Annotated in this window: 19 protein-coding genes; 9 read left to right on the top strand and 10 right to left on the bottom strand. The window is 67.1% G+C overall.

Translation table 11 applies throughout. The features are described from left to right. Positions 1-232, top strand: a 232-nt coding sequence (locus RMO40_RS12985; protein ID WP_309721728.1) for a YceI family protein, incomplete at its 5' end; no start/stop codon positions are given. A gap of 114 nt (positions 233-346) precedes the next feature. Here RMO40_RS12985 and RMO40_RS12980 read toward each other — a convergent pair. After that, complete coding sequence (locus RMO40_RS12980; RefSeq protein ID WP_309721725.1) at positions 347-2,095, bottom strand: ATP-binding protein; 1,749 nt, start codon at positions 2,093-2,095, stop codon at positions 347-349. Between the two features lie 115 nt (positions 2,096-2,210). Between RMO40_RS12980 and RMO40_RS12975 the strand changes: the two genes are divergently transcribed. Further along, positions 2,211-2,828: a YceI family protein gene (locus tag RMO40_RS12975; RefSeq protein WP_309721722.1), complete on the top strand. Its 618-nt coding sequence runs from the start codon at positions 2,211-2,213 to the stop codon at positions 2,826-2,828. 21 nt (positions 2,829-2,849) lie between these two features. Here RMO40_RS12975 and RMO40_RS12970 read toward each other — a convergent pair whose 3' ends face one another. From RMO40_RS12970 to RMO40_RS12960, 3 genes are all read right to left on the bottom strand, one after another. Then, complete coding sequence (locus RMO40_RS12970) at positions 2,850-4,373, bottom strand: methyl-accepting chemotaxis protein (protein WP_309721718.1); 1,524 nt, start codon at positions 4,371-4,373, stop codon at positions 2,850-2,852. 165 nt (positions 4,374-4,538) lie between these two features. Further along, the gene (locus RMO40_RS12965; protein ID WP_309721715.1) at positions 4,539-4,940 is read right to left on the bottom strand and encodes a hypothetical protein; all 402 of its coding nucleotides are present in this window, start codon (positions 4,938-4,940) and stop codon (positions 4,539-4,541) included. 25 nt (positions 4,941-4,965) lie between these two features. Continuing rightward, positions 4,966-6,252, bottom strand: coding sequence for a hypothetical protein (locus RMO40_RS12960; RefSeq protein ID WP_309721713.1), 1,287 nt, complete (start codon positions 6,250-6,252; stop codon positions 4,966-4,968). A 214-nt stretch (positions 6,253-6,466) separates the two neighbouring features. On the opposite strand from RMO40_RS12960, the gene RMO40_RS12955 reads away from it, so the two are divergent. Further along, positions 6,467-7,747, top strand: coding sequence for a glutamate-5-semialdehyde dehydrogenase (locus tag RMO40_RS12955; RefSeq protein ID WP_309721710.1), 1,281 nt, complete (start codon positions 6,467-6,469; stop codon positions 7,745-7,747). Further along, positions 7,744-8,490, top strand: coding sequence for a 7-cyano-7-deazaguanine synthase QueC (gene queC / locus RMO40_RS12950; RefSeq protein WP_309721704.1), 747 nt, complete (start codon positions 7,744-7,746; stop codon positions 8,488-8,490). The genes RMO40_RS12955 and queC overlap by 4 nt, the downstream gene beginning before the upstream one ends. On the opposite strand, the gene RMO40_RS12945 is transcribed toward queC, so the two are convergent. The 3 genes from RMO40_RS12945 to RMO40_RS12935 form a co-directional block, all read right to left on the bottom strand. After that, positions 8,418-8,795: a hypothetical protein gene (locus RMO40_RS12945; RefSeq protein ID WP_309721701.1), complete on the bottom strand. Its 378-nt coding sequence runs from the start codon at positions 8,793-8,795 to the stop codon at positions 8,418-8,420. The two genes, queC and RMO40_RS12945, sit on opposite strands and share 73 nt — an antisense overlap. 153 nt (positions 8,796-8,948) lie before the next feature. Next, the gene (locus tag RMO40_RS12940) at positions 8,949-9,125 is read right to left on the bottom strand and encodes a helix-turn-helix domain-containing protein (RefSeq protein WP_309721698.1); all 177 of its coding nucleotides are present in this window, start codon (positions 9,123-9,125) and stop codon (positions 8,949-8,951) included. A gap of 35 nt (positions 9,126-9,160) precedes the next feature. Further along, complete coding sequence (locus tag RMO40_RS12935) at positions 9,161-9,928, bottom strand: sulfite exporter TauE/SafE family protein (RefSeq protein ID WP_309721694.1); 768 nt, start codon at positions 9,926-9,928, stop codon at positions 9,161-9,163. Positions 9,929-10,032: 104 nt separating this feature from the next. On the opposite strand from RMO40_RS12935, the gene RMO40_RS12930 reads away from it, so the two are divergent. Beyond that, complete coding sequence (locus RMO40_RS12930) at positions 10,033-10,626, top strand: LemA family protein (RefSeq protein ID WP_309721691.1); 594 nt, start codon at positions 10,033-10,035, stop codon at positions 10,624-10,626. Positions 10,627-10,712: 86 nt separating this feature from the next. Beyond that, positions 10,713-12,590, top strand: a complete 1,878-nt coding sequence (locus tag RMO40_RS12925) for a M48 family metalloprotease (protein WP_309721688.1) — start codon at positions 10,713-10,715, stop codon at positions 12,588-12,590. Here RMO40_RS12925 and RMO40_RS12920 read toward each other — a convergent pair. From RMO40_RS12920 to RMO40_RS12910, 3 genes are all read right to left on the bottom strand, one after another. Further along, the gene (locus RMO40_RS12920; protein WP_309721684.1) at positions 12,587-13,009 is read right to left on the bottom strand and encodes a BLUF domain-containing protein; all 423 of its coding nucleotides are present in this window, start codon (positions 13,007-13,009) and stop codon (positions 12,587-12,589) included. The two genes, RMO40_RS12925 and RMO40_RS12920, sit on opposite strands and share 4 nt — an antisense overlap. Before the next feature lie 12 nt (positions 13,010-13,021). Further along, positions 13,022-13,750 carry a GTP cyclohydrolase I gene (folE, locus tag RMO40_RS12915; protein WP_309721681.1) on the bottom strand — a complete coding sequence of 243 codons (729 nt, stop codon included), beginning with the start codon at positions 13,748-13,750 and terminating at the stop codon, positions 13,022-13,024. Positions 13,751-13,833: 83 nt separating this feature from the next. After that, a complete protein-coding gene (locus RMO40_RS12910; protein ID WP_309721678.1) occupies positions 13,834-14,949 on the bottom strand; it encodes a diguanylate cyclase in 1,116 nt (371 codons plus the stop codon). Positions 14,950-15,127: 178 nt separating this feature from the next. Between RMO40_RS12910 and RMO40_RS12905 the strand changes: the two genes are divergently transcribed. From RMO40_RS12905 to RMO40_RS12895, 3 genes are all read left to right on the top strand, one after another. Continuing rightward, on the top strand, positions 15,128-15,511 hold the full coding sequence (locus RMO40_RS12905; RefSeq protein ID WP_309721675.1) for a VOC family protein: 384 nt from the start codon (positions 15,128-15,130) through the stop codon (positions 15,509-15,511). A gap of 30 nt (positions 15,512-15,541) precedes the next feature. Next, positions 15,542-15,934 carry a VOC family protein gene (locus RMO40_RS12900; protein ID WP_309721672.1) on the top strand — a complete coding sequence of 131 codons (393 nt, stop codon included), beginning with the start codon at positions 15,542-15,544 and terminating at the stop codon, positions 15,932-15,934. Positions 15,935-15,941: 7 nt separating this feature from the next. Beyond that, positions 15,942-16,333 (top strand): HTH domain-containing protein (locus RMO40_RS12895; protein WP_309721670.1); only part of this gene is annotated, 392 nt, incomplete at its 3' end.

Raw genomic sequence — 16,333 nt, 5'->3', positions numbered from 1 at the left:
CGACAAGGTGAGCAGCGTGGCAGGCGCGCTGACGCTGCGCGGCAAGACCCAGCCCGTCACGCTGACGGCGACCAACTTCAACTGCTACCAGAACCCCATGCTCAAGCGCGAGGTGTGCGGCGGCGACTTCGAGACGACCATCAAGCGCAGCCTGTGGGACGTGAGCTACGGCCTGCCTGGCATTCCTGATGACACCAGGCTACTGATCCAGATCGAAGCAGTGAAGCAGTAAGCCTCGTCATTCCCGCGCGGGCGGGAATCCAGCATGCTGGCGTCGCCCGGGCGTCGATACGGCAGCATGGCGCCACGAGCCTGGTTTCCCGCCTGCGCGGGAATGACGGCGTGGCTAGGCTGGCACCAGCAACCTGCGCAACACCGCCCGCAGCTCTTCATCCCTGAAGGGCTTGGCGAGGTGGTCGTCCATGCCGGCGGCGAGGCTGTGCTCGCGGTCGCACTGCAAGGCATTCGCGGTCAGCGCCACCACCGGCGTGCGCGGCAGGCCTTGTTCGCCTTCGTGTTCGCGCATGCGGCGCACCGCCTCGAAACCGTCCATCACCGGCATCTGGCAATCGAGCAGCACCAGGTCGGGCGGCGCCGCGCGGAATGAAGCCAGCGCCTGCAGGCCGTCTTCGACCAGCTCGACCGTCAAGCCCATCTTCTTCAGCGCGGCCTCGGCCACCAGCGCGTTGACCGGGTTGTCTTCGGCCAGCAGCACATGGCCTTGCAGCGCGGGGCTGGCGACACCGGCACCCACCGCCGCCGGCACCGGGTCGGGTGCGGGCGCGAGGTCCACCGTCACCGTGAAACACGAGCCGCGGCCCTGCCGGCTGGTGCACACCAGGTCACCGCCCATGGCGCGGGCCAGCTCGCGCGCAATCGTGAGGCCGAGGCCGGTGCCGCCGAAGCGGCGGGCAAAGGAGCTGTCGGCCTGGTGGAAGGCGTCGAAGATGCGCGGCAACTCGTCGGCCGAGATGCCCACGCCGGTGTCGTGCACGGCGATGCGCGCGCGTGAGCCGCGGTGTTTGGCCACCACCGTCACGGCGCCGGCTTCGGTGAACTTGATTGCGTTGCCCACCAGGTTGTGCAGCACCTGGCGCAGGCGTGAGGGGTCGCCGCGCACAAAACACGGCCGCGGCATGTGCAGCCGCGCGGTGAGCGTGAGCCCGCTCTGAAACGCCGACGGCACCGACAGCGACACCACGTCGTCGATCAGGGCCGCGAGGTCGAACACCTGCGGTGACAACCGTGCCTGCCCGGCTTCGAGCTTGGAGAAATCGAGGATGTCGTTGATCAGCGTGAGCAGGTGTTCACCGGCGCGCTCGATCAGCGCGAGCTGCTCGCCGGGTTGTTCGGGCTTTTCGCTTTGCAGCATGCGCGTGAGCCCGAGGATGCCGTGCAGCGGCGTGCGCATCTCGTGGCTCATGGTGGCGAGGAACTGGCTCTTCACGCTGCTCTGGCGTTGTGCGAGGCGCAGCGCCTCGGCGCGCTCTTCGGCGATGCGGTCGGTGCTGAAGCGCAGGTTGAGCAACTCGTGGATGCGCGCTTCCGAGCGACGCGCCTCCAGCGTGATGAGCACCAGAAAGATCAACAGGCTCACACCGGCAAACAGGCCCTGGCGCTCGCCCGTCAGCATCTGATACAGCGCCACCGGCAATAGCATGGCCATGAGAAATGCCGCGCTGGCGCGCCAGCTGGGCTGCAGCACAAACATGCCCACTGACGCCACGCCCACCAGCGCGGTGAGCATCAAGGCCATTACCGGCACGTTGCTCGCCGGTACGAGCCAGGTGCCGAGCAGACCCCAGACAAAACCGTCCAGCGCCAAGGTCAGCACCATGTAGCGGGACCAGGTGCGCTGATTCCGGGTGTCGGCGCGAAAGAAGCTGCGGCTCAACAGCAAGCGCATCGCCGCGACCGCGCAACGCATGCCAAACCACGCCCACACAGCAAGAGGGTTCGCAAAAGGCAACAAACCCACGGCCACCAGCAGCGCGAACGGCACCCCCGTCAACGTGGCCGTGGGCGTGCGCTGGAACAGCATCGCCGTCTGCGCTTCGAGCACACGCCGGGACAAGCCAGCGCTCTGAGCGGACACGGGGGCGGGCGACAGTGGCAAAGCTCCCGACATGAACGCTCTCAGACCCAGCAAAACAGAACTGGCATTATCCAAGGCGCCCTGCGTCCGGCGCGCCCCAGTTGCAAGCCCTCTCATGCCATCGGTCACGCTCACCACACGTTTTTGCACCAATGTGCGCATTTGTGCGCGTGTGGGTGTGTGCCTGCTTGCATGGCATGCCTTGGCCGCGCAAGCCCAGAACGTGAGCTATGCCCTCGACACCAACCACACCCGGGTGCACTGGGAGGTGTTGCACTTTGGCACCTCGACCCACCGGGGTCGTTTTGATGACATCACCGGCAGCGTGCAGCTGAACGCCAGCACCGGCCTCGGCGAGGTGTCGATCGGCATCGCCACCGCGTCGGTGAACACCGGGGTGGCCCCCCTCGACAGCGTGTTGCGCGGCAGCTACCTCGCATCCCGCGAACACCCGCAGGCTTACTTCGTGGCCAGTGGCTGGCGTTGGAAAGTCGGTGCACCGCTGGAGGTGCGCGGCGAGCTCACTCTGCGCGGTGTGTCGCGGCCGCTGCAACTGCGTGCGCCTGGGCTCACCTGCTACACCCACCCGGTGCTGCAACGTGAGGTGTGCGGTGCTGATTTAGAAGCCGAATTTCAGCGCAGCGATTTCGGTGTCAGCGACGGCCTGCCTTTCATCGGCGACCGCGTGCGGCTGGTGATTCAGGTTGAAGCCATTCGCAGCGAACCGCGCTAGCGCGGGCCTCGCATGCAACGCTCAGGCGCGCGCAGCTGCCCCGACCCTGAAGCGGGCCACCGCCTGCGCCAGACGGCCAGCCTGGTCGCGCAGGCTTTCAGCCGCGGCCGAGCTTTGCTCCACCAGCGCCGCGTTCTGCTGCGTCATCTGATCGAGCTGGGCCACGGTGCCGTTCACCTGGCCAATGTCGGTGCTCTGGGCGTTGGAGGCGGCAGTGATCTCACCGATGATGTCGGTCACCCGCTTCACCGAGTCGACGATCTGGTTCATCGTGGTGCCGGCGTCTTGCACCAGGCGCGAGCCTGATTCGACACGGTCCACGCTCTCGCCGATCAAGCCCTTGATTTCTTTGGCGGCCTGCGCACTGCGCTGGGCGAGGCTGCGCACTTCGGCGGCCACCACGGCGAAACCACGGCCTTGCTCACCGGCACGTGCGGCTTCCACTGCAGCGTTCAGCGCGAGGATGTTGGTCTGGAAAGAGATGCCATCGATCACGCTGATGATGTCGGCGATCTTCTTCGAGCTGGCCGAGATCTGCTCCATCACGTTGACCACTTCACCCACCACCGAGCCGCCCTTGGCGGCCACACCGGAGGCCGAGCTGGCCAGCGCGTTGGCACCGTGCGCCGATTCAGCGGTCTGGCGCACCGAGCCGGTCAGTTGCTCCATGGAGCTGGCAGCTTGTTGCAGGTTGGAGGCGGTGCGTTCGGTGCGCTGGCTCAGGTCTATGTTGCCGCTGGCGATCTCGTCTGAGGCGGTGGCAATCGAGTCACTGGTGATGCGGATCTGCGAGACCATGTCGCGCAGGCCGTTGACCATTTCCACCAGCGCCGCTTGCAGCGAATCGGGGTGTGCGCCCGGCTGGGCCGCCACGTCGAGGTCACCCGAGGCAATACGGCGCACGGCCTGGCGCAGCTGGTCGGGCTCTTCGCCCAGGTCTTTCCAGACCGAGGTGACGATGACCCACGAGGCTCCCACCAGCGTCAGCAGCACGATCAAACCCGTGAGCACGGTGGCAATGAGGCTGTTGCGCACGCTTGCCGACGCGAAGAGGTACTGCGCATCGATGAGCTCACGCGCTTCCTGTTTGGCCTGACCCAGCACCTTGTCGAGTGCGGCCTGGGCGGCTTGCATCTTCTGCACCTCGGCCATGGCGTCGGGCTTCTTGTCGATCATGCCGCGCGCTGCGCCCGTGGCTGCAGCCTGGTAGGCGTCGAAGGCGCTGCGCAACTGGGCAGTCGCTTCGGATTTACCGGCCAGCCCCGCCATGGTTTCAAGCGCCGTGTGGCCGTTCTTGACCAGCACCGCCACGTCTTTCAGACGGTCCACATCGCCTTCGGCGGCAGCGGTCTGCACCGTCAGGCGCACGTTCTCGGTCACTCGGTCGACCTGCGTCACGGCGGCGAGGTAAGGATCGTCCACCCCGCGCAGCTTGTCCATACCAGAGGACAGCCGTGCACCGATGGCTGCATTGATGAGCACACCCACCACCAGCACGAACGCCGCGCTGACGGGGAGGCTCCAGATCTTGGTACGGAACTTCATGGCAACTTCCAGGCAAAACATGGGTGCCGCCGAACGCCGGCGGCACGCGGCCCGATCACGCGGGCATCAAAATAACCTCAGCCGATCATCGAGAAAACCCGTCATTCCCATCGATGGAAAAGAGGCTTTTCGGGCCGCTTCCCCCGTGGATGCGAAAACAGGCGCTCAGTCCAGGCTGAGCACGACCATGACGCTGGCGTCGACAGACGCCTTGTCGACATAACCCACCGTCTTGGGGTCGGCTGCCACGGCCTTCTTGACGGCGGCGGCATCGGCCACCTCCTTCGGAGGTGTGCCTTTGCCGGCGAACACGATGCGTGACCAGGTGGATTTCACTTGGGCCGGCTCGCGCTCGGTGGCTTTCTTGTAGAACTGGTCACGCGTGGCGTTGCCTTCGGGCAGGTCGACCAGCTTGAGCTCGGCCGATCGGCCAAGGTACAGGTTGGCCACCTGCTCCTTGCTGAGCGGCGCGGCACCTGGGGCCATCACGACGGCCACCTGGGCCTGCGCGGCGCCACAGCACAGAGCGGTGACGGCCAGAGACAGAAAAATGCGAGTCATCTTCATGGGAATTCCTTGGGAAGCGGTGGCGTCAGAACAGGAAGTCGACGCCAAGCGTCACCAGATCGACCTTGCCGCCGGGCTGATAGGCCGGCGAAGGGTTGACCAAACGGCCCTTCGAGCCTTCACCCATCTCCAGGTGGTCGTACTGCAGCTTGACAGCGGCGTTCTTCATGAAATCCCAGCGCACGCCCACCGAGGCGAGCTTCTGCGACGCGGCCACGCTCTGCTTGACGGCGTTGATGCCGGCATTCAGCCCCATGGCGCCGGCAGCCAGCCCACCCGGCAGGCCGGTGGTGGTGATGCCAGGCTCGGACTCGAGCTTGGGTCGGGTGTCGCCCACGGTCACGTAGGGAGTGAAAACACCGAGACGGCGCGCCACGCTGGCGTACCAGGAGTTCGAGGTGGAGAAATAGCCATTGCCTTCGAAGCGCGTGTACTCGCCGATGAACAGCCAGGCGCCGGTGTCGTGCGATGCCCCCAGCGAGTAGATCTTCAGGTCGATGTCTTTCAGGCTGTACTTGGCGTTCAGCTCGTGGGCTTGCGCGCCCGCCGCCTGGATGCCGGGCGACGGGATGGCCGAGGCGGCGTTGCCGAAACTCTGCAACCCATCGTTCAAGCCTTGAAGCGCGGGGACATCCAGGCTCAGCCGGGTTGCGATGAACCCCGCGCGCAGCGTGGTCGAACCGACTTCGAGCGAGTTGTTCAGGCCCCAGCTGGGCTTGGATTTGGCTTCACCGGTGGTCAGCTTGGTGGTGTTGGAGCCGTAGAAGGCCTGCACGGAATTGACCGCGTCGCCGAAGTGCGCCACGTAGGTCGCATCGACACCATCGTTGCTGGTGATCGGGGCGATGGCATAAACCTCTTGCGGCGGCCGCGCCCAGGTGTTGGCAAAGCCGACGTAACGTGTCTCCGACAGCAGGAAGGCCGGCAGCGCGATGCGGCCGATGCGGGCGCGGAAGGCCGGCGTGAACTCGTACTTCAGGTTGGCCCATTCGACTTGCGGCGTGTAGCTGTTGTCGTACTGGTACTGCGAGACCACTTGCACCACGCCCGACAGCTGGGGCGTGAACTTGGCCGTCAGCTGGGCACCCAGCTTGCTGTCCGGATCGAGGCTGGTGCTGCGCGTGCGGCCGGCGCCGTAGGGCTGGAAGATGGTGCCGGCGAAATCGGCTTCGCGTTCGTTGGAGTGCACCGCAGACACGGTGCCGAAACCGCTGAACGACCAGATGGAAGCATCGCCATCGGCAGCGTGGGCCACGCCGGTCAAGGCCAGCGACATGGCAGCCACGAGCGGCCGCACGGAAAAATGGGTCATGGTGATCCTCAAAGCGTCAGTAGATTCAGACACATTTGGTATCGACTCTTCCGCGCTCCGCTGAACCCTCTTTTCGTGCGCTATGCCGCACTGCACCAACTCTTGAAGCGCACACGCCACCCCGCCTAAGTAATTCCCACATGGCCGGCGTGACGCATTGCACGGCCACACCCGCAGTCCGCCGGTGCCGCCAAACCCTGGGAGAATTGCGTCCATGACTTCGCCCGATCTCCAAGCCACCGTGGCCCACATGGGCGCGGCCGCCCGCGCAGCCAGCTCCAAGATGGCGGCGGCCTCGACCGCCACCAAGAACAACGCGCTGACCGCGCTGGCCCGCCTGTTGCGCGCCTCAAGCGCGCCGCTGGCCGAGGCCAACCAGAAAGACATCGACGCCGCCCTCGCCGCCGGCCTGGCCGCGCCGCTGGTCGACCGCCTGCGCCTGACCGACAAGGTGATTGCCACCGTGGCCGAAGGCTGCGAGCAGATCGCCGCCATGCCCGACCCGGTGGGCGAGATCACCGGCGTGCGCCGCCGCCCGAGCGGCATCAGCGTGGGCCAGATGCGGGTGCCGCTGGGCGTGTTCGGCATGATCTACGAGAGCCGGCCCAACGTGACCATCGAGGCCGCGTCGCTGGCCATCAAGAGTGGCAACGCCTGCATCTTGCGGGGTGGCTCGGAGGCGATCCATTCCAACCTCGCGCTGTGGCAACTGGTGCGCTCGGCGCTCACCGAAGCCGGCCTGCCGGCCGACGCGGTGCAGTTGGTGCAGACCACCGACCGCGCCGCCGTGGGTTACCTGATCGCGTCGCCCGAAGCGGTGGACGTGATCATCCCGCGTGGCGGCAAAAGCCTGATCGAGCGTGTCAGCCGTGAGGCGAAGGTGCCGGTCATCAAGCACCTCGACGGCAACTGCCACATCTATGTGGATGCGGGCGTCGACCTCGAGATGGCGCTGCGTGTCACCGACAACGCCAAGACGCAGAAGGTCAGCCCCTGCAACGCGGCCGAGTCGCTGCTGGTGCATGAAGCGATTGCAGCGGCCTTCTTGCCGAAGATCGGCGCGCTGTTTGCCGCCAAGGGCGTGGAGATGCGGGTCGACGCTGCGAGCCAGGCGCTGCTCGAGGGGGTGCCCAGCGCGCAACTCACCCCCGCCACCGAACAAGACTGGAGCGAGGAGTACCTCGCCGCCATCATCAGCGTGAAGGTGGTGAAGAGCCTCGACGAGGCCATCGCCCACATCAACCGTTATGGCTCGCACCACACCGACGCCATCCTCACCGACCACCACGCCAACGCCATGCGCTTCCTGCGCGAGGTCGACTCGGCCAGCGTGATGGTCAACGCCAGCACCCGTTTTGCCGACGGCTTCGAGTACGGCCTGGGTGCCGAAATCGGCATCAGCACCGACAAGTTCCACGCCCGCGGGCCGGTGGGGCTGGAGGGGCTGACCTCGATGAAGTGGGTGGTGCTGGGCCAGGGAGAAATCAGGTCATGACCCCACGCCGCGCACTCGTGCTCTTCTCCGGAGGCCAGGACTCCACCGTCTGCCTCGCCTGGGCACTGGAGCGCTACCCCTACGTCGAGACCATCGGCTTCGACTACAACCAGCGCCACGACATCGAGCTCGAATGCCGGCTCACCGTGCGCTCGCAGATCTATGCGCAGTTTCCGCAATGGGGTGGGCGGCTGGGCGAAGACCACATGATCGACCTGTCGCTGCTGGGCCAGCTCTCGGACACCGCGCTCACCCAGGAGCGCGAGATCGAGATGACCTCGACCGGCCTGCCCAACACCTTCGTGCCGGGGCGCAACCTGCTGTTCTTCAACTTCGCCGCCGCCATCGCCTACCGGCGGGGCCTCAACGTGCTGGTGGGCGGCATGTGCGAGACCGACTACTCGGGCTACCCCGACTGCCGCGACAACACGCTGCGCTCGCTGCAGGTCTCGCTGAGCCTGGGCCTGGACACGCCCATGGCCATCGAAACCCCGCTGATGTGGCTCGACAAGGCCCAGACCTGGGAGCTCTCCGCCACGCTGGGCGGCGAAGCGTTCAATGACCTGATCGTCGAATACACCCACACCTGCTACCTGGGCGAGCGCAGCAAGCGCCAGGAGTGGGGCTATGGGTGCGGCCACTGCCCGGCCTGCGCGTTGCGCAGCCGGGGTTACAAGGCCTGGCGTTCGCGCAGCACCTCCGGGTCGCCCGGCTTCGAAGCCACCGACCGCATGGGTCTCTGATCCAGCCAGGGCGCCCAGGCGGCTTGGCCCGCGGGCGTGAGGGTCAATGCCCGCGAGCCTTTCACCCGCAGCAGCCAGCCCTTCGAAACGCCTTGTTCCAGCATCGCCACGGCCAGGCTGCCGGCCAGGTGGTCGCGTCGCTCCGACCAGTCGAGGCAGGGGTAAGCCACACGCCGCGCGGTGGTCGTTGACGGCCACTCGAGCCCCAGCGCTTTCAGATGCTGGACACCGGCTTCGGTGACCCCGAAGTGCCCCTCGTGCGGCGCCAGCGTGCCGCACGCCAGCAGGCCCTCGAACAGCTGCACTCCCAGCTCGCCGGCCAGGTGGCCGTAGCAAGTGCGTGCGGCTTTCAGGGGCTTGTAGGCGCCACGCTCCCACTTGTCGGCGCTGGCGCTGCGCTCGGCCCCCAGCCACAGGGCTTCCAGCCCATGGGCGAAGACCGCACCGGCCAGGCGGAACTAGCGGTGCCGGCCCTGGCTGCGGGTGACCACCATCTCGGCGTCGACCAGCTTGGCAATGTGCGTGCTTGCGGTCTGCGGTGTCACCCCTGCGGCTCGCGCCAGCTCGCCGGCCGCCATGAACTCGCCGCCCATCAGCGCCGCCAGCATGCGGGCACGGGTGGGGTCGCCGATCATCGCGGCGATCTTGGCAAATCTGGGCTCGGGAGAAGTCACAGCGCGGAGCGTAGAACAAGGTAGCTGCCGAGCGCCAACAAACCGCAGAAGAAGATCTTCTTGAACAATTCGGGCTGCACACGCAAGCGCACCCACTGGCCCAGCGCCATGCCGGCCAAGGCGGGCAGCAGCGCGAGCAGCGAGCCCATGGCGTTGCCCAGCTCGAAGGCCCCGCTGCTGCGCAGGCTCACGCCCAGCGCAAAGGTCGACACCAGGAACGAAATGCCGAGCGCGCGCACCAGGCCTTCTTTGTCGAGGCCCAGCGCATTCAGGTAGGGCACCGCCGGAATCACGAACACGCCGCTGGCCGCCGTCACCAGCCCGGTCGCCAGGCCCACCAGCGGCGACAGCCAGCGCTCATGCCGCGGGTTCACCTGCAGCTTCACTTTCATCAGGCCCAACAGGGCATAAGCCACCAACGCCACCCCGAGCGCGGTAATCACGCGGGTCGAGCCGTTGCCCTGGCCGGTGAGCCAGCCGGCGCCGGCGGCAATGCCCAGGCACACACCCGCCAGCATCGTCGCCAGACGCCGCAACAAGGCCCAACAACCCGGCCCCACGATCTGCCACACATTGGTCACCAGCGAGGGCACGATCAGCAGCGCTGCGGCCTGGGCCGGCGGCATCGCCACGCTCAGCAAGCCCATCGCGATGGTGGGCAAGCCCATGCCGATCACCCCTTTGACGAAGCCCGCGAGCGCGAACACGGCAGCGCCCAAGGCGAGCAGTGAAACCGAAGGTGACGATGGGTCGAATGGGTTCATAAGTCACATCATGCGAGCGATCGGCCGCCCGATGCTTCGGGCCGGGTCGAACCATCGGCCGCCTGTCGTATAGAGTGCGCACGGGTCAACCTGAGGGAGCTTTGATGGGCACTGTGCAAATCGTCTGCTGGATCGTCCTGGCCGTGCTGGTTTTCTGGGGGGTCGGTTCGTACAACCGCCTGGTGCGCCTGCGCAATGTGATCGGCAACTCGTTCGCACAGATCGACGTGCAGCTGAAGCGACGTTACGACCTGATCCCCAACCTGGTGGAAGTGGCGCGCAAATACGCCGCCCACGAACGCGAAACGCTCGAGGCCGTGACGGCCGCGCGCAACCAGGCCAAGGCGGCCGCCGACGTGGCGCGCAGCCGCCCGGCCACCGCCGGTGCCGTGACCAGCCTGGCCATGGCCGAGCAGGTGCTGGGTGGCGCCATGACCAAGCTGATGGCGCTGGTCGAGGCCTACCCCGAGCTGAAGGCCGACCAGAGCCTGCGCGAGCTGGCCGAAGAACTCACCAGCACCGAGAACAAGGTGGCCTTCTCGCGCCAGCTCTTCAACGACGCCACGCTCGACTACAACACCGCGGCGCAACAGTTCCCCACCAGCCTGATGGCCAACCTGTTCGGTTTCCGCGAGGCAGCGATGTTGCAGTCGACCGCCAGCGACACCGAACGGGCTGCGGTGCGCGTGCAGCTGTAAAGCAGCACGCCGTCCGCCCTGAGCCTGCCCTGCCGTTCTCCTTGAGCCTGCCCTCCCGTTCGCCCTGAGCCTGTCGAAGGGCCACCATGCGCTTTCGCGACCAGCAAGACGACGCACGCCGCGCCACCCAGCGGCTGCTGGCCTTGTTCGTCGTGATGCTGTTGGGGCTGATCTTCGCCGTCAACGGCTTGCTGTGGGCGGTGTGGAAAGCGTTGTGGTGGGTGTTGGGCTTCGAGTTCGACAGCCTGCCGCCGCTCTTCTTCGAGACCAACACCGCGGTGGTGTTGATGTTCGTGCTGGGCGGTGCCTGGGTCGAGCTCTCGCGTCTGCGCGAAGGCGGCGGCACCCACGTGGCCGAGTGGGCCGGTGGCCGCCTGTTGACCGACCCGCAAGACATGGCCGAGCGCCGGCTGCTCAACGTGGTCGACGAAATGTCGCTCGCCAGCGGCCTGCCGCGCCCGCAGGTATTCGTGCTGGAGCGCGAGGACGCCATCAACGCCTTTGCCGCCGGCTGGTCGCCCGAGAGCTCGGTGGTGGCCGTCACCCGCGGCGCGCTGCAGCGGCTCACGCGCGACGAGCTGCAAGGCCTGGTGGCGCACGAGTTCGGCCACATCCACCAGGGTGACCTGCGGCTCAACATGCAGCTGCTGGCGCTGGTGTGGGGCCTGTCGCTGGTGCACGGTTACGGCCACTCGCTGATCGAGGCCGACGACAACGGCCAGCGCTCTGGCCTCGGCCTGCTGATCGGGCCGGTGTTCATCGCCGCCGGGCTGCTGGGCTGGATCGCCGGCCAGCTGCTGCAAGCCGCGGTGTCGCGCCAGCGCGAGCTGCTGGCCGATGCCTGCGCGGTGCAGTTCACCCGCAGCCGCGACGGCCTGGGCGGGGTGCTGCGCAAGGTCTGGCACCAGATGACCCATCACGAAGACCGCCTCACCCGCGTGCCGGCCCGCCTGCTCGCCGCGATGCTGCTGCAGGCCCCGGCCGACTGGCTCAAGACCCACCCGCCGCTGCCGGAGCGCCTGCGCCGCCTGTATGGGCGCGGCATGGAGCCCCTGCCGGCGCCCCTGCTGGCAACGGGCAGCATGCCGGACGAACCCTACCGCCCCGCAGCGCCCGCTCTGACCGCGATGGCCGCCCCCATCGCCTATGCTGTTCCCATGGCCGAGCACCCTGCCCCGAACCCCGAGCCACGCGCCGTGACCGACAGCGACGAGCGCGAGGCCATCGACCGCTTGTCGCGCCTCAACGGCCCCGGCGAGCTGCGCGCCACCATCCTGGCCTTGTTGCTCACGCCCGGCAGCCAGCGCGAGCGCCGCGCCTGGCGTGATGAAACCAAGGGCCTGACCAGCGCCGACACACTGCGCGGCGAAGTCAAGAAACTCGGCCCCGCGGTGCGCCTGCCCTGGCTCGAAGCCTTGTTGAAGCGGGTCTCGCGGGCCCCGCTGACCGACCGCCAGCAGCTGATGGAGTCAGCCCGCCGCGTGATGGCCGCCGACGGCCAGGTGCGCCCGATCGACCGCCTGCACCTGCTGCTGATGCGCCAGCGCCTGGGTGAGGCGCAGGTGATGAAACCCTCGACCGACGCGCACAACGACATGGCCCTGCTGTCGCTGCACACGCTGCGCCAGATCGCGCGGCTCACCGCCTTCCTGGCGCGGCTGCTGCCCGAAGGCGAGGCCTGGTATGCGAGCGTGATGAAACCCTGGCTGAAAGACGAGGCCCTGCCGCCCTGCGAAGCCCCCGACGCCGACGGCCTGGTGCACGCGCTGCAAGAAGTGCAGGCCTTGCCGTGGATGCTCAAGCCGGTGCTGGTGCGCGCCTGGCTCGACGCAGCCCTGCTGCACAAGGAGGCTGGCGCGCTGGCGCCCGAGACGGCCGATGCATTGCGGCTGGCCGCCGCGCTGCTCGACTCACCCCTGCCGCCCGAGCTGGCGCGGCACTATGTGGAGCCTGCAGCGGCTTAGGTGCAGACCACCGACGCGGTGGCCACCAGCTCGTTGAACAGCGCCATCGACACCGCCCCCGACACCGCGTAAGGGTCGAGCGTGGCGGTCTCCGAATACTTCAACAGCAGCGACGCGTTCAGATGCGACAGGTTGACCTGCCCCATCGACCAGCCGGCAAACTTGCGCTCGCCGATCACTTCGTAGCTGAGCAGCATCACGTCGCGGTGGCGCGGGTCGTTGGCGATGCGGTTGTAGAGCTGGCTCACCGGCAGGCGCCCGCCTTCTAGCAGCTGCAGGAACAAGCCTTCCGAGTAACACAGCACACCGGTCACCCCGGTGGCCGGGTTGTTCTGGCGCGACTTCTTCAAGATGGAAGCCAACGCCTCCTGGTTGATGGAGTCGGTGGCGCGGCTGGCATACATCAGACGTACGAGCATGTTGAAACCCCTTCAATTCTTCTTGCTGAGCAAGGACAAAAACTCGCGGCGCAGGTTGGCGTCCTTCAGGAAGGCGCCGCGCATCACGCTGTTGGTCATCATCGAGTCGCTGTCTTTGACGCCGCGCCACTGCATGCAGAAGTGGTCGGCCTCCATCACGATGGCCAGGCCGTCGGGCTTGACGCGCGACTGCAGCTCGTTGGCGAGCATCGTCACCGCCTCTTCCTGGATCTGCGGGCGCGACATGATCCAGTCGCAGATGCGCGCGTATTTGCTGAGGCCGATGAGGTTGGAGTGTTCGTTGGGCAAGATGCCGATCCAGACCCGGCCCATGATCGGGCACAGGTGGTGCGAGAAGGCACTGCGCACGGTGACCGGGCCCACGATCATCAGCTCGTTGAGCCGCTCGACGTTGGGGAACTCGGTGACCGCCGGCATGGGCACGTAGCGCCCGCGGAACACCTCGGTCAGGAACATCTTGGCCACACGCTGGGCGGTCTCGTGGGTGTTGTGGTCGCTGTCGGTGTCGATCACCAGCGACTTGAGCACCTCTTTCATCTTGGCCGCCACCTCGTTGCGCAGCTCGTCGATCTCGCCTTCGCGCAGGTAGGCCGCGATGTTGTCGTTGGCGTGGTAACGGCGCTCGGCACCGACGAGCCGGTAGCGGATGCGGTCGGAGGCGCTGAGCTGGGCCAACTCTTCTTCGCTTCTGAAAATGGGTGACGCGGTGTCGCCGGGCATGGGCGCTCCTGACGGGGCTGGTGGAAGGCGTCGATTGTGCAGGTGATGCCTCACCCGCGTGCAAATGCGGCCTTGCTGGCGTGTCAGGCCATCAACAACACACGGTCACGCCCCGCCGTCTTGGCGCGGTAAAGCATCTGGTCGGCGCGGGCAATCGTCTCTTGCATGTCCTCGCCCTCGCGGTGGGCGGTGATGCCGCCCGAGAAGGTCACCCGCAGCTCGGGCCGGTCGCGCCAGGTGTCGGCGCCCCCAAGGTGCTGGCGCAGGCGCTCCACCACCCGCTCGGCATCGGCCAGTGGGGTGTCGGGCAGCAGCAGCAAAAATTCCTCGCCGCCCCAGCGGGTGAGCACGTCGGTGTCGCGCAACACCGGCTTGGCCTGCCGGGCCACCATTCGCAACACCTCGTCGCCCGCGGCATGGCCCAGGGGGTCGTTGACACGCTTGAAGTGGTCGAGGTCGATCAGGCACACGCTCAGCGACGCCCGTTCGCGCCGGGCGCGGCTGGCCTCCATGTCGAGCAGGTCTTGTGCATGACGGCGGTTGGGCAGGCCGGTGAGTTCGTCGCGGGTGGCGAGCAGGCGGATGCGCTCCAGCGCCTCGCGCAACTCGCCTTTCTGCGCGTGCAGGTTGTCGCGCAGGTGGCTGAGCTGGCCGGCCAGCGCCGCGATCGTTGGCAACACCACCGCGCTGAAGAGAAAGTGCAGCGCCTCGACACCGGGCGGAAAGATCTGCGGCGCGAACAGCACTCCCACACCCATGGCCACCGCCAGCGCCACCACCGAAAACCAGCCCAGGCGCCGGCAGTTGCGCGGCGTGAGAGTGAAGGCACCGAAGATCAACACCAGGGCCACGATCATCAGCAGCATGCCGCGCACTTGCGGGTTGATGACGTAGGCGCCCGCCAGCGCCACGGTGGCGAAGAGCATCTGCGGCACGGTCAGCGCGGGGTCGACAAACCGGCGGCTGAAGCCGCTGCGGATGGCCACGTAAAACCCCGTCACCGTGATGCACAGCACGCCCACGAACACCATCACGCCATGGAAAGGCACGAAGTCGCTCCAACTCGACAAGTGCAGCTGCGCCAACAGGCTGAAGGCGTACACCACCACACTCAGCAGGAATCGGCTGAGGTGACGGCGCTGACGCGGCTCGTCGCCCAGCACAAGCCGGCCCAGCGATTGGAGAAGGGGGTGGGGCATGGGGGTTTCGACTTCCATCATTTATCGACGTTTTTTCGCTTCTCGTTGAGCCGCCGACGGGCCCACGGCGGCAGCCCGGTACTTTTGCTCGAAAAATCCGCTGACACCCTGCTGACACCACGCTGTCAGCAGCCACCGCGCAGCATCACGTCTCCCAACAACCCTCAGGAGAGACGACATGGCCCAACACACCCAACACCACGCCGTGAACTGGTTCGAGATCCCGGTCAACAACATCGACCGCGCCCAGGCTTTTTACGAGCAGGTCTTTGCCTCCAAGCTGAACCGCCAGGACATGGGCGAGCAGACGCTCGCCGTGTTCCCGTACGACGACGACGCCGTCGGCGGCTGCCTGCTGGCAGGCTCGGGCATCGAGCCCTCGGCACAGGGCGCGCTCGTCTACCTCAACGCCAAACCCTCACTCGACGCCGTGCTGGCGCGGGTGGAAACCGCCGGCGGGCGCATCACCACGCCCAAGGTGCAGCTGCCGGGTGACATGGGCGTGTTCGCCCACTTCACCGACAGCGAAGGCAACCGCCTCGGCCTGCACGCCCTCGCGTAGCATGTTTGCCCAAGCCCCTGGGAGACCGCGATGAAACTTGCCTACACCATCGTCTACGTGAGTGACGTGGCGGCCTCGCTGGCGTTCTTCGAGCAGGCCTTCGGCCTCACGCGCCGCTTTCTGCACGAGAGCGGCGGCTACGGTGAGCTGGAGACTGGCGCCACCACGCTGGCCTTTGCCGACCACGCCACCGCACGCGGCAACCTCGGGCACGACTACGTGGCAGCCGACGCCTCGGCCCAGCCTCTGGGCATCGAGATCGGCCTCGTCACCCCGGACGTGGCTGCGGCCTGCCGCCAGGCGGTGCAGGCCGGCGCCACCCTGCTCGCACCACCCACCACCAAACCCTGGGGCCAGACCGTCGCCTACGTGCGCTGCCCCGATGGCACGCTGGTCGAGCTGTGCACCCAGGTCGCGGGCTGAAACACGCATGCGCCGCGCCGACCGCCTGTTCCAGATCGTCCAGCTGATCCGCGGCCGGCGGTTGTCGACCGCCCAGTTCCTGGCCCAGCGGCTGGAGGTGTCCGAACGCACCATCTACCGCGACGTGGCCGAGCTGATGGTGCAAGGTGTGCCCATCGACGGCGAGGCCGGTGTGGGCTACCGCATGCGTGCGGGATTTGACTTGCCACCCCTCATGTTCACCCACGAAGAAGCCCAGGCCCTGGTGGCCTCGGTGCGCATTGCCCAACCGAGGCTCGACGCGGCGCTCGCGGCGCAAGCCGAAAACGCGCTCTCCAAGATCCTCGCCGTGCTGCCGGTGGCCGCGCGGGCGGCGGCCGAGAGCCTGGCCGTGTATGCGCCGCCGATCGAGTTCGACCC

Source organism: Rhizobacter sp. (assembly GCF_031412075.1).
GTDB lineage: Bacteria > Pseudomonadota > Gammaproteobacteria > Burkholderiales > Burkholderiaceae_C > Rhizobacter.
The sequence above is the reverse complement of the archived record's forward strand: the minus strand, read 5'-3'. Positions and strand labels throughout refer to the sequence as shown.